Consider the following 12,320-nt stretch of genomic DNA (forward strand, 5'->3'; position numbering starts at 1 on the left):
TTAAAACGTGGTTCCTAGTATCTTTTCGCGACGTTCCGCCCCCGAGCCCGAGGCCACCTCAGCCTCGTCCACCTCGACGCACCCGACCACCCTCGTCGGCACTGCGCGCGAGGCGTGGCGTTCGCGCCTCGACCGTGACATTGCCGCCGACAGTGCATCGCTGCCGACGCTGTCCCTGTCCGGCGCACACCCCGGAGGCCTCGCCCAGCTGTACACGGAACATCCCGTCCGACTGAGCCTGCTCATCCGCGAACCCATCGCCCTCGGTCGCGCCCTCGATTGGGCGCGAGCACTCATCGCCCGCTCCGAGCAGCGTGCGTCCGCACACGGCACCGGCCCCATCCACCTGGGGATCGGCACCGCCACGTGGGGCAGCGGCATGGACACCACCACCGTCCCCGCCCTGCTGCGCCCGGTGCGCCTCGTGCGACGCGACGACGACGTCCTCATCGCCCTGGGACGAGGCGCGATCCTCGCCCCCGAACTGGCCGACGCACTGCGCGCCCACGGGGTCGACGCAGACGGCGAGACCGTGCTGGCCACAGCCAGCGGAACCCACGGTTTCTCCTCCTCACAGGCGATGAACGTCCTACGCGAGCTGTGCTCCGCGCTGCCGCGCTTCGATATCCGCGATGAGCTCGTCATCGGCCTCTTCTGCCACCCCGCCACCGCCCTCGCTGCCAGCCTGGCCGAAGACGTCACGGCACTCGAAGACTCCCAGGTGATCCGTGCGCTCGCAGGAGACCAGGACGCTCGCAACGACCTGATCGCGCAGGCGCACGAACCGAACCCGGCAGACCGTGACCCGTGGGCAGAAAAAGGCGTCGGTGACCTCATCCCCGTCCAGCAGGATGCCGTCGAGGCAGCCTCCGAGGGGCACAGTGTTTTCGTTGATATTCCTGCCCACAGTGACGACGCCTCGGTCGTGGCAGCGATCCTCGCCGACGCCGCGGCAACCGGTCGCTCCGTCCTGCACGTGTCGACCTCGCCCTCGCGCTCAATTGCCGCATATACGCGACTGTCCGACCTCGGGTTGGCCGACATCGTCGCGAACATCGACGGCTACTCGGATGCACGCCGCACCCTCGCGGCCCGCGTGTCGAGCGCCATGGAGGACACCGCTCCGGTCGTCGACCAGGAGAGCGTCGACGCCATGCGCGCACGCCTGCGTCAGGTTCGCGCCGCCCTGTCGTCCTACGCGATCGCCCTCCACGAGCCCTACGGCCGCTTTGGCGTCTGCGCCGCCGATGCGCTGCGCGCCCTCACCGACCTGACGAGCGGTGAGAACGCGCCCACCACGCGCGTACGCCTCTCCGAGGAAACCCTCTACGAGATTGCCGTCGATCAGGGCGAGAGCGCCCGCGCACTCCTGCGCGAAGCCCTCGCATCAGGCACCCTCTCGGGGGGCTCATCCTCCGCGTGGGGTAACGCGGTCCTCACCTCTGACGAGCAGGCGTCCGACGTGCTGCTGCGCGTTGACCGCCTGGCCAAGACGCTCCCCGAACTGCGCGTCCACATCGCCACAGTAGCGGGCGAGGCCGGTATCAAGCCCGCCGGCACCCTGGCTCAGTGGGACCGCCAGCTCGCCATGTTCGACGGCATCGCGGACGTCCTCGATGTGTTCCAGCCCCGCGTGTTCGAACGCAGTGCGGCCGACATGGTCATCGCGACCGCCCCCAAGCAGTGGCGCAAAGACCACGACATTTCGATGAGCCGCTCGGAACGCAACCGCCTCGTCAAGCAGGCCCAGGACCTCGTGCGCCCCGGCGTGCACGTGCCCGACCTGCACCGCGCTCTCATCCGCGTCCAGGAGCGCCGCGACGCATGGTGTGCGGTGTGCGGCGAGGATTCCTGGCCGATCCTTCCCGCGAAGATCGGCGAGATCTCGGCCCTCACCGATGCTGTGCGCGACGACCTTGACGCGATCGCCCCCGTGTTCGTCGCCGAAGAACCCGACCTGGTGGGCACCCACCTGCAACGCCTCACGACCCTCATCGAGCGGTGGGCGGGCGACACCTCGGCGGCGCGCGAGGTCCCGGCCCGCCTCGCGATGCGTGAGCGCCTCGCCGCCCGAGGCCTCGACAAGCTGGCCCAGGACCTCGCCGACCGGCACGTCGAGGACAGCGCCATCGACACCGAGCTCGACCTCGCGTGGTGGGCCTCGTTGCTGCGCGCCATGCTCGCCGCACAGCCCGCGCTCGGCGGCGTCGATCCCGGCGCGCTTGAGGACCTGGCCCGCGAGGGGCGTGAACTGGACGAAGAGCAGGTGGCCTCGCTCATCCCGCAGGCCATCACGGGCGTGCGAAGGATCCGCACGAACGCCCTCGCGGCGCGTCCGAGCCAGTACGAGGAGCTGCGTGAACTCCTTGCCGACGGGAAAGTGCCCAGCGACCTGGATCTGCTGGTCACCTACCCTCTCGTGCGACACCTGCTACCCGTGTTGATGACGGTTCCCTCGATGGTGCCCACCCTGGCTCCCACGGGACGCACCGTCGATATCGTCGTGCTCGACGGTGCGGACGGACTGCCCCTGGCCGAGCTTGCGCCGATTATTGCCCGCGGCCACCAGCTGGTCGTCATTGACGATCTGGCAGCGGCCTCGGAGGGTGGCGCGACCCGCGAACTCGCTGGCGTCCTCCCGGTCCTGCACGTCGAACCCGGACCGCGCCGCCTCAACGACCAGGTCGCCCTGCTGCTGGCCCGCTACGGCTATGAGCACGCCGGCATTCCCGTGCCGTGGACGGCCTCGAATGCACCCGTGAGCGCCCGCTGGGTTGAGGCGACGGGCATGCCCGCCCCCGGCGCGCACGCCATCGAATCGACAGCCGCCGAGGTGCGTGCCGTCGTCGATGCCGTCATCGAACACGCGGTGGAATCGCCCGAACGCTCCCTCGCCGTCGTCGCCCTATCCGACCGCCACGCCGGGCGCATTCGCGACGCCCTGGAGACGGTGCGCGCCGAGGAACCCGGCCTGGCCTCGTTCTTTGACCCGGCGACGCCCGAACCCTTCGTCGTCGTCGGCCCCTCGCAGGCCGTGGGTCTCACCCGCGAATCGCTCATCGTGTCCGTGGGCTTCGCGAAGACGCCGCACGGGCGCGTCATCCACGATTTCGGTGTCCTGTCCACCGAGAGCGGCGCAGACACCCTGGCCGAGATTCTGCGCGCCGTGCGCGGCGACCTCACCCTCGTCTGCTCGCTTCACAGCGAGGAGATCGACCGTGATCGCCTGGGACACGCGGGCGCGCGGATGCTCGTGGACCTCATCGAAATCGCGGAGGGGCACGCCGGAGAAGGCATGGACGCGTGGCCGGTCCTGGCTGGCGAGCCGGACCGTCTGCTCGTCGACCTCGCCGAGCACCTGTACTCGCGTGGCCTCGAAGTCGTCGCCAACGTCGGTATCCCCGGCGGCATGTGCATCCCCCTGGCCATCGGGCACCCGGACTCCCCGGGACGCCTGCTGCTCGCCGTCCTCACCGACGACGAGGAATACCTGGCCGAGCCCAGCCAGCGCGTGCGCGACCGCGCCCGTCCCCGTTGGCTCGAAGCCCAGGGCTGGGCCGTCTACACCGCCCTGTCGATGGCGCTGTTCATCGACCCCGAGAAGGAAGCCTCCGCGATCGTGGATAGCGTCCTCGACGCCCTCGAGAAGCTGCACGCCACCCAGGATGAGCCCGTCGTCGCCGTCCCGGAGCGCGTCGAGGATGACGAGGCCGCGGACGAACGCGTGGAAGAAGCGTCGTCGGCTGAGCCGACGTCGGGTGCTGAGCCCACGTCGGGTTCGGAGGAATCGGAGGAATCGGAGGGCGGTGCCGAGGAGCCCGCGGCCCCGCGCATGCCGATGCTGGACGACGGCCTCGACGAGGAATCCAAGCGCCGCAAGAAGGCCGACGAGGACACCACCGGCATGCTGCTGGCCATCAAGCGCAAGGAGCGCGCCTCCGAGGAGAACCGCGGGCCTCGCCCCGCGATCGCCAAGGGCCTCCCGCTGGCCGCCTACTCCGACGATCAGCTCGACGAGATGGCCGCCTGGGTACGATCCGACGGGGTGGAGCGCACCGACCTGGAGACCGCCGAAGAGCTGCGCGAGGCCCTGGGCATCACGCGCCGTGGCTTCCAGTCCGACGCGGTCCTCGGCAACGTCGTGCGCCGCACGAAGCCCGCGGCCGCGCAGGAGACCGGTGAGGCCTCGGCCTCCGAGGACGTGGCGGCTGAGGAATCCTCCGATGAGTGAGGCGACGCCGCGTAAACGTCGGCGCGTCGCCCGCTACGTGTCCGACGTGGATCGCCACCTTATCGCTGAAGGCCTGCCGCCCTCCTGGGAGGATCGCGTGCGCCCCGAGGACACGCGCCCCGGTTCCATGGCTGATGCCCCCGACCGTGGGGACGGGGCCAACGACGCGCGGTTGCTTGAGAACGTGCCGCCCCACTCCCAAGCGCGGGCGTAGGGTCCGTGCCGCGAGCCGCACTTGGCGTCGATCCGATGCGTGATTTCCCGGTAATGTCGCATGCAATTTCCCTGTCAACTTTTCATGCTTTGAAATATAGGCGTTGCAATTTCAACGTTTGTCGGGGTGGCTGAAAGTTCGGGTAGACGAATTGCATGCGAAATCAGGGGCGCGCCGTTGCGCAGTGTCGCGGGGATACAAAAAGGCGGGGCCGATGCGCATCGGCCCCGCCGTCCCTCAGGAAGAGGGATTAGATGCTCAGTGGCGCGGCGTGCCCTGGGCGAGCGCGTCGCGGATCTCCGTGAGGAGCTTGACCTCGTCGGAGACCTCGGCCTCGGGAGCCTCGTCCTCAGCCTTCTTGCGGCGAGCGTTGAGGGCGTTCATGGGCACAACGATGCAGAAGTAGATCGCGAAGGCCATGACGATGAAGTTGATGACGGCGGTGATCAGCAGGCCGAACTTCACGTCGGTACCGTTCAGGGTCAGGATGAAGGCATCCGAGAAATCGGGCTTGCCGATGACGGCCGCGATCAGCGGGTTGATGATGCCGTCGACCAGGGCGTCGACGATGTTCTTGAAGGCGGCACCGATGATGACACCGACGGCGAGCTCGACGACGTTGCCGCGCGAGATGAAGTCCTTGAATCCCTTGAGCATGGGTTCTCCTGTAGTGAAAGGGGTCGGCTGGGCCGACAAGTCTGAATCGCCGATGCATCTCGGCGTGGCGGTCTGTTGCCGCCGGGGCGTGCGCGTGTTTGGCGCACGTTTACCGTGGAAAACACTAGTGGGGACTTTCGTCTTACGAACAGTGATTAGGGAGTAATGTTCGTCGCACTTTTTGCAATTCGGTCAGCGAGGTGTGGATTTAGGCCGAAAAGTCCGGTGTGAGAGGTATGTGACAAACGGCCGTTGGCGTTGCTGTTAACAGGAAAAACACTGGAAAAACGCCTATCGGGCGTTTGCTGCGATCGTGCGTGTCGGCGTGATGATCGCATCGATGGGCACGTCGTGCGCCTCCGTGGGAATTACTCCGGATTCCAGCACCTCGTCGTCGAAAACCACCGAAACGACCGCGACACCGGGTGAGCGGTGTAAGAGGGCTCGGTCGTACCAGCCCCCGCCCTGCCCGAGGCGCGCTCCGTCCGAGGATGCAGCTAACGCCGGAATGACGATCAGATCCGCCTCTGTGAGCGACTCCGCCCCCATTGCCCCACCGCACGGCTGGGCGGGAGGCCGCGACGGCGTCACCAACGCGTGCCCCGCCTCCCACAGGCCCCAGCGAGGGGAGCGGTAGGGGGCGCCGGCCTCGTCGATGAGGATGGGCAGGAGCGCGCGATCGAAGGCCCCGAGCGTCAGGGACAAGTCGGGCTCGAGGGGGGTGGGGACGAAGAGCGCGGGCAGGGCGACTCCTCCGATTGACGAGGCCAGGGCGCGAACCTGGCGAGCGATTCCTTCCGCTTCGGTACGGTTGCGCACGGGAATGGGGGAGGGGACGGGCTCCGGGGAGAGCGGGGACTTGGATGGGGTGGGCGCAGTTCTGGCGGCGGAACCTGTGAGGGATTCGAACATAGGGGCCTGGGCGCGTCGAGCGCGGCGGCGGCTACGTACCTCCGCGCGGAGAGTTGTTTTTGTGGCCATCGTCTCCCTTTCGTCCCGTTTCTTCGCTACGCTGTGAAGTATGTCAGATAAAAACCAGCCAGTAGTGCACGCCGTCGTCCCCTCGGCCGGTCGCGGAACCCGCTTCCTGCCCATCACGAAGTCCGTCCCCAAGGAAATGCTCCCCGTCGTCGACCGCCCCTCGATCGAGTACATCGTTCGCGAGGCCACGGATGCCGGCATCGAAGACATCCTGTTCGTGACCCGCGCCGGCAAGCAGTCAATCGAAGACTACTTCGACGCCGAACCCGGCCTCGAGGCCGACCTGGAGAAGGCCGGCAAGGAGAAGGCCCTCGAATACGTCAACGAGTACAAGAAGTACGCGCGTGTCCATTCCGTGCGCCAGGGACACCCCCTCGGCCTCGGCCACGCGATCCTTCAGGCCAAGTCGCACGTGGGCGACGCCCCCTGCGCTGTGCTGCTGCCCGACGACCTCATGGAACCCGGCTCGCAGCTGCTGCGCAAGATGATCCAGGTGCGAGGAGCCCTGGGCGGCACCGTCGTCGCCCTGCTGAAGGTCACGCCCGAGCAGGCCACCGCCTACGCGTCGACCGCCGTCGAGGTCCTGCCGATCCCCGAGGGTGTTGACCTCGAAGAGGGCCAGCTCATGCGCATCACCGACGTCACCGAAAAGCCCCCGCTCGAGGAGGTCAAGTCCGAGTACGCGGTCGTTGGCCGCTACCTGCTCGACCCGGCCGTGTTCACGGCCCTCGAGAACATCGAACCAGGCGCCGGCGGTGAGTATCAGCTCACAGATGGGTACGCGCGCATGATCGACCTCCCCGAAGAAGAGGGTGGAGGGTTGTACGGTGTAGTCATCGACGAGCGACGCTTCGACACCGGGGACAAACTCGGCTACCTCGAAGCTAACGTCACGCTCGCCCTTGAGGACCCGGCGCTTGGAGCGGAACTCAAGGAGTTCCTGCGCTCCAAGCTCGAGGACTAACAACTATGCGAAGCGTTGCCGACTTCTACCAGGACTGCATGGCCGTTGCCCACGCGCTGCCTCCGCTCGACGTTCAGCTCGCTGACGCGGTCAGCTGCGTGCTCGCAGAGGACGTGCAGGCTCCCTTCAATCTCCCGGTCGCCGACCTGTCGGCGTGCGACGGATACGCGGTTCGCGTTCGCGACTGCGAGGGAGCAACCCTGGAGATGCCGGTGACGCTTCCCGTCACCGAGGAGATCCGTGCCGGCGCGGTCGACCCGGCCGCCCTGGTCCCCGGCACGGCAATCCGCATCGCGTCCGGCGCGCCCATGCCCACGGGCGCCGAGGCCGTGGTCTCCCTCGAATTCACGGACCACGGCATCGCTCAGGTCGCCCTGCGCACCGCCCCCGCCAGCGGTGAGAACATTCGCCGCCGTGCGGAGGACGTCGCCCAGGGTGAGACGGTGCTGCGCGCCGGCACGCGTATCGGCGCCCGCCAGATGGCGCTCCTCGCAGGCGTGGGCCGCGACCGCGTCCTGGTCCACCCGCGCCCGCGCGTCGTCATCATCTCGATCGGCGACGAGATCGTCGAGCCCGGCGGCGAGGCCCGTCCCGGCACCGTCTTCGACGCGAACGGCCACGCGCTGTCGACCGCCGTCGCGGATGCTGGAGCTCAGACTTTCCGTGTCGCCGCCGTCCCGGACGAGCGTGCCCGCCTGCGCGAGACCATCGAGGATCAGCTGGTGCGCGCGGACCTGATCCTGACGACCGGCGGCATCTCCTACGGCAGCGGCGACACCGTGCGCGAGGTCCTCGGGGCGCTCGGTACGGTCCGCTTCGACAACGTCGCCGCCTGGCCCGGCCACATCATGGGTGTGGGTACCGTCGGCGCCGAGGACGGCCAGCCCGGCACTCCCATCGTCTGCCTGCCCGGCGACCCGGTCTCCGCCCAGGTCTGCTTCGAGGTCTTCGTCCGCCCCGCCCTGCGCCACATGCAGGGATGGAGTGCTGTGAACCGCCCCGTCGTGCGCGCCGCCATCGACCGATCCTGGTACTCCCCGCGCGGCCGCCGCGAGTTCGTGCGCGTGCGCCTCACCGGCTCGCCCCGCTCCGGCTACAACGCCGCTGTCATGGGCACCCCGGCCTCGTTGCTGCTGTCCGCGCTCGCGGACTCGAACGCTCTCGCGGTCGTGCCCGAGGACGTGACGACGGTGCGCGCGGGGGATAGCCTCCAGTGCCTGGTCCTCGAATGAGGTGTTTTTTCCGCCGCCGCACGTGCGTGTGGGGGCGCGACATTGAGATGCTCACGCTGCGCGTTCCCGACCCGGTCGGCCGCGGCTTCCTGCGCTCTGGGCCCGAGTCGAATCCTCGGCCGCGCGAACTCGTCGTGCGTCCCGTGCGCGGCGAAGAGCACCGCGCCCTCGATACCGTGCGCCGCACCGATGGGCACTGGTTGCGGCCGTGGGAGGCGACCCTGCCGCCGGATACCCTCGAGCACATCCCGACGTTCTCACAGTACGTGCATCGCGCCGACCGCGATCAGCGCCTCGGCAATGCGCTGATTTTCGGCGTGCAGATCGACGGGCGTTACGTGGGTCAATTCTCGATCTCGAACGTCCATTGGGGTGCGATGTCCTCGGGCATGCTCGGCTACTGGATCGTCTCGGAGTGGGCGGGCCGAGGCCTGGGTTCCCTCGTCGCTGCCCTCGTCCTGGACCTCGTCGTCGGGGAGCTCGGTCTGCATCGCGTCGAAGTCTGTGTGCGCCCCGAGAATGAGCGGTCCCTGGGGGTGTGCCGAGGCCTCGGCCTCGTGGAGGAGGGGCTACGACCCCGGTTTATGCACATCGGTGGCCAGTGGGCCGACCATATCGCGTTCTTTATTGACACCGAGTCCCTGCCCGAGGGAGGGCTCGTGCAGCGGCGGTGGGGGCGCAGCGCGATCGACTGACGAGCTCGCCTGCTCGTGGGCTGATGCGCTGGTTGTGAGCGTGTTCCCGTGTTGTCCTGCTTGGTGTGAATGATGCTGGTGTTACAAGTGTGACACCTGAGGATACTTCTCTTTTTACCGAAAGGTTTGAGAGCCCGACACGCGCCCAACACACAAAGCGCGACGCGTCAAACGCCCGTACGTTGAGAGGGTGGAGATCGGTGGACTCGTCATCGTCGCGGTATTCGTCGCGCTTTTTGCGACCGTACCGTCACTCGTCGCGCGCCGAACAGCTATCGTCCAGTCTCGCGAAATCGACCGTTTTTCGCCGAAACTGCGCATCATCCACACGAATGAGACAGAATTAGAGACGTGCGACCACGCCAGCGGAACCATCCTGGCCGGGCGCGCACTCACGAGCGGAGGCAGCATGCACCAGGGCACCACGGGACGTAGCCGCCCCGTCATCGACCGACGCAACAACAAGGCGGTCCGCGACATCGCTAAGCTGCGCGCCCGCCGCGCCGCACGCATCGCCGCCGAAAATGCTGCCGCGCGCCGCCGCATGGTCATCACCGGCATCTGCGCCCTCGCGACCGTCGCCCTCGGCATCGTGATCGCAGCGACCTCCATCGCGTGGGCGTGGATCGCCATCCCGGCCGCCGCGCTCGTGGCCTCGCTCGGCGCCTCTCGTGTTGCCGCCGTCCGCTCCCAGCAGGCATCCGAGCGCGAGCTCGAACTACTCACCAAGCTTCGCGGCGACGTTCGTGGTGCCGGTCGACCCACCGCTGCGGCCCCCGCCCCCGCCTCCGCCGAGCGCGCCTCTTCTTCATCCGAGGAAGCCGCGGAGGACACTGCGGCTTCAGATGTCGCGCCTCAGACCGGATCCGTTCCCTCCCTCGTCTTCAACGTCGACGTCCCCGAGATCGTCGAGGTCGCTGACACTCCCGCACGCGCCTGGACCGTCGTCCCCGTTCCTGCCCCGACCTACGCGTCGCGCGAGCGTGTTCGCGGCCGCATCGTTCACGCCGACACCGACCTGCGCGGCATCCCGCGCATCGGCGCGGCTGTTCCGGCTCGCCCGATCGCCCAGACCGCCCAGGTGGGGGCCCGCTCCACCGCCGAGGTCGTCGCAGACCAGGCCGTCGCCCTCGACCTGGATGCCGTCCTGGACGCGCGCCGCGCCCAGTAATAGCCGAATCGTTGTGATGCCGCGCCGCGGGCCTTCGGGCTCGCGGCGCGGTCGCATGTGTGGGCTTTGGGAACGGCAGGAGTACACGCGCACGTCGCCATCTTCCGTTCCCGCTCCGTGTCATGCCGCACGCGGCGGTGGTCGGCTTGCAAGGCTGATGGGCATGGTGCTAAGCTGTGTGAGTCCTTGGGGCTATGGCGCAGTTGGTAGCGCGTCTCGTTCGCAATGAGAAGGTCGGGGGTTCGAATCCCCCTAGCTCCACCACAGGCCGACATCCGATCGCGGATGTCGGTTTTTTGTATGCCTGGGCGCGTTCGTGCGGTGCCTGTTGTTGTGTTGATTGGTGCCGCTGGTGTTCGGGGCGCCTGCCGGGCCGCTGTGTGTGCCGGTGGGCGGCGGCCCGCCCGCGAGCCGTCTGCGCCGCGAGCTTCGCTCGGCGCGTCGCCGCGAAGCCCGGCCAGGCCCCGCCGCCGACCACGGGCACCGCAGCCTGGCCCTCAGGGCTCTCTGTATCCGTCCGTATCGGCAACGCCTGGTAAGCAGATCAATATGATACTTTGTCTCGATGCCCGACAACTCTCTACGCTTCCCTCCAGTATCGGAACAAGACACATTGGATAGTTAGCATCACCCCGATCGGGCGGAATGGTGGTGAGGGATCACATGTTTTGCTCACCCGCCGCTGCAATGAACGGGTTTGCGCTCCGGACGGATATATGTCTCAGTGCATCGGGCTAGTGGTTGCAGGGAGTGGTTCCACCGTGAATCTAGCAGGTCTATATGGCTGTATATCCTTGTATATTTCTACGATGGGCACATTTTCCAGCTGTGAAACAAGCTGTGATTGTCACTGATTTGCACGGGTCGGGCTGTTAGACTCGACGGGTAAGCTACGTGCTTCGACGCGTAGGAACCTCGTTGGCCAACTGATTGAGGCGGGCGCAGGAAGAAGGTGTGTCGATGATTGACTCAGCCTGGAAGAGCTGGTACAAGGCAAAACATGACCAACGATGTCAAGCTTCTGGCGAAGCGTTTGAGATATATGTTACAGAGCTCTTATCTCGTTTTCATAGTGACTTCGTAAATCCGTCGCCGATGGGTTCTTATGGTGATGGTGGTTGTGATGGTCTCGCTGATAGTGGCGCAATTTTCTATGCATGCTATGGGCAGAGGGCTACAACTGGAATTGATCAAAAAACAAAACAGAAACTCGAATCTGACTTCGCGCGCGCGCTTGAATGTTGGGATGACTTCACGAATTGGCGGTTTGTTACCAATGCGTCCGTTGGTCCCGCACCGATGAAAAGTCTCCAAGCGTTGCGGAAACAACACGGTCCTCACACGGCGCGTCCGATCACAATTGACTTGTGGAAGACCGATGACCTGTGGCAGAAAGTTGCTGCGAAGCTAACCCTTGAACAGCTGGATGAAGTTATCCCTGGGGTGCCTCACGTGGGGCATGTAGAACTTGCTGATCTGGTGGACTTGATTCAATCGCTAGAACAAGTGGACGGCTCGTTTCCTGACAATAATGCGCCTATTCGTCCGGTCCCGTCCACAAAAATGAACTTCAATAAACTTCCGGAGACTACGAGAGCGGAATTTAATGTGGGGAGGCTTCTATCAGTGCGCATCGATCGTTGGTTTTCTCAACAGTCCGATCCGACTATGCGCGATGAGAAAGCGCAACGTTTTCGTGCCATTTATCAGGAAGCGAGGAGAACTACAACGGATGTCCGCGAGATAGTTCGACGAGTTTATGGAGCGCTTGGTGGCCAAGATTTTGATCTATCTACGAAGAGGGCGAATGCCGTCTATGCGGTTACGGCATATTTCTTTGACTCGTGCGATATCTTTGAGGAACCGCCAGACACTTATGATGGAAGCGAAGTAGCTTATGTTGTTGCCAACTAAGGGGATTGAGCCTGAGCGCGCGTTGCTCACAATAGGTGCACGAATCCTCTCGCTATTGGAGTCGCCTGCGACCATCACTGGATTATGGGAACGATTTTTGGAATCCTTGAAGGAAGATCGCGTGAACTTTGGGATCAGTTTCGACTGGTTTGCCCTGGCGATAACCATGTTATTTGCGATTAATGTAGTTGCATGGGATGAAAATGGACGGTTAGTGAGGTATTGTGTTTCTGCATAAATTAGGCTCGTCAGACTTTCGCT

10 protein-coding genes and 1 tRNA gene are annotated in these 12,320 nt (G+C 65.7%); 9 read left to right on the forward strand and 2 right to left on the reverse strand.

Going from position 1 to position 12,320, the window contains the following annotated elements; translation table 11 throughout:
• Nucleotides 1-7 precede the first annotated feature (7 nt).
• Together QP415_RS01505 and QP415_RS01510 are read left to right on the forward strand one after the other, a co-directional pair.
• On the forward strand, nucleotides 8-4,231 hold the full coding sequence (locus tag QP415_RS01505) for a prevent-host-death family protein (protein ID WP_285098176.1): 4,224 nt from the start codon (nucleotides 8-10) through the stop codon (nucleotides 4,229-4,231).
• Complete coding sequence (locus tag QP415_RS01510) at nucleotides 4,224-4,445, forward strand: toxin (protein ID WP_285098178.1); 222 nt, start codon at nucleotides 4,224-4,226, stop codon at nucleotides 4,443-4,445. The genes QP415_RS01505 and QP415_RS01510 overlap by 8 nt, the downstream gene beginning before the upstream one ends.
• Before the next feature lie 258 nt (nucleotides 4,446-4,703).
• On the opposite strand, the gene mscL is transcribed toward QP415_RS01510, so the two are convergent.
• Nucleotides 4,704-5,102, reverse strand: a complete 399-nt coding sequence (gene mscL, locus QP415_RS01515) for a large conductance mechanosensitive channel protein MscL (RefSeq protein WP_285098181.1) — start codon at nucleotides 5,100-5,102, stop codon at nucleotides 4,704-4,706.
• Nucleotides 5,103-5,393: 291 nt separating this feature from the next.
• Complete coding sequence (locus QP415_RS01520; RefSeq protein ID WP_285098183.1) at nucleotides 5,394-6,014, reverse strand: 5-formyltetrahydrofolate cyclo-ligase; 621 nt, start codon at nucleotides 6,012-6,014, stop codon at nucleotides 5,394-5,396.
• A gap of 109 nt (nucleotides 6,015-6,123) precedes the next feature.
• Here QP415_RS01520 and QP415_RS01525 point away from each other — a divergent pair, with 109 nt between their 5' ends.
• The 7 genes from QP415_RS01525 to QP415_RS13305 all read left to right on the forward strand — a co-directional run bounded on the left by QP415_RS01525 (nucleotide 6,124) and on the right by QP415_RS13305 (nucleotide 12,297).
• The gene (locus tag QP415_RS01525; protein WP_016460371.1) at nucleotides 6,124-7,047 is read left to right on the forward strand and encodes a UTP--glucose-1-phosphate uridylyltransferase; all 924 of its coding nucleotides are present in this window, start codon (nucleotides 6,124-6,126) and stop codon (nucleotides 7,045-7,047) included.
• A 5-nt stretch (nucleotides 7,048-7,052) separates the two neighbouring features.
• Nucleotides 7,053-8,279 carry a molybdopterin molybdotransferase MoeA gene (locus QP415_RS01530; RefSeq protein WP_285098186.1) on the forward strand — a complete coding sequence of 409 codons (1,227 nt, stop codon included), beginning with the start codon at nucleotides 7,053-7,055 and terminating at the stop codon, nucleotides 8,277-8,279.
• A complete protein-coding gene (locus QP415_RS01535; protein ID WP_285098188.1) occupies nucleotides 8,276-8,974 on the forward strand; it encodes a GNAT family N-acetyltransferase in 699 nt (232 codons plus the stop codon). The genes QP415_RS01530 and QP415_RS01535 overlap by 4 nt, the downstream gene beginning before the upstream one ends.
• Nucleotides 8,975-9,164: 190 nt before the next feature.
• A complete protein-coding gene (locus tag QP415_RS01540; RefSeq protein ID WP_285098190.1) occupies nucleotides 9,165-10,145 on the forward strand; it encodes a hypothetical protein in 981 nt (326 codons plus the stop codon).
• A 188-nt stretch (nucleotides 10,146-10,333) separates the two neighbouring features.
• Nucleotides 10,334-10,409 (forward strand) — tRNA-Ala (locus QP415_RS01545).
• 696 nt (nucleotides 10,410-11,105) lie between these two features.
• A complete protein-coding gene (locus QP415_RS01550; protein WP_285098192.1) occupies nucleotides 11,106-12,059 on the forward strand; it encodes an ABC-three component system protein in 954 nt (317 codons plus the stop codon).
• Nucleotides 12,043-12,297, forward strand: coding sequence for an ABC-three component system middle component 6 (locus tag QP415_RS13305; protein ID WP_306559427.1), 255 nt, complete (start codon nucleotides 12,043-12,045; stop codon nucleotides 12,295-12,297). The genes QP415_RS01550 and QP415_RS13305 overlap by 17 nt, the downstream gene beginning before the upstream one ends.
• Nucleotides 12,298-12,320 lie beyond the last annotated feature (23 nt).

Source organism: Pauljensenia sp. UMB3104 (assembly GCF_030217285.1).
GTDB lineage: Bacteria > Actinomycetota > Actinomycetes > Actinomycetales > Actinomycetaceae > Pauljensenia.

Excerpts from the sequence above, each read along its gene's own strand:
- QP415_RS01510 (WP_285098178.1), top strand. The coding sequence starts at position 4,224 with ATGAGTGAGGCGACGCCGCGTAAACGTCGGCGCGTCGCCCGCTACGTG.
- QP415_RS01520 (WP_285098183.1), bottom strand. The coding sequence starts at position 6,014 with ATGTTCGAATCCCTCACAGGTTCCGCCGCCAGAACTGCGCCCACCCCA.
- QP415_RS01550 (WP_285098192.1), top strand. The coding sequence starts at position 11,106 with ATGATTGACTCAGCCTGGAAGAGCTGGTACAAGGCAAAACATGACCAA.
- QP415_RS01535 (WP_285098188.1), top strand. The coding sequence starts at position 8,276 with ATGAGGTGTTTTTTCCGCCGCCGCACGTGCGTGTGGGGGCGCGACATT.
- QP415_RS01530 (WP_285098186.1), top strand. The coding sequence starts at position 7,053 with ATGCGAAGCGTTGCCGACTTCTACCAGGACTGCATGGCCGTTGCCCAC.
- QP415_RS01525 (WP_016460371.1), top strand. The coding sequence starts at position 6,124 with ATGTCAGATAAAAACCAGCCAGTAGTGCACGCCGTCGTCCCCTCGGCC.
- QP415_RS13305 (WP_306559427.1), top strand. The coding sequence starts at position 12,043 with ATGTTGTTGCCAACTAAGGGGATTGAGCCTGAGCGCGCGTTGCTCACA.
- mscL (WP_285098181.1), bottom strand. The coding sequence starts at position 5,102 with ATGCTCAAGGGATTCAAGGACTTCATCTCGCGCGGCAACGTCGTCGAG.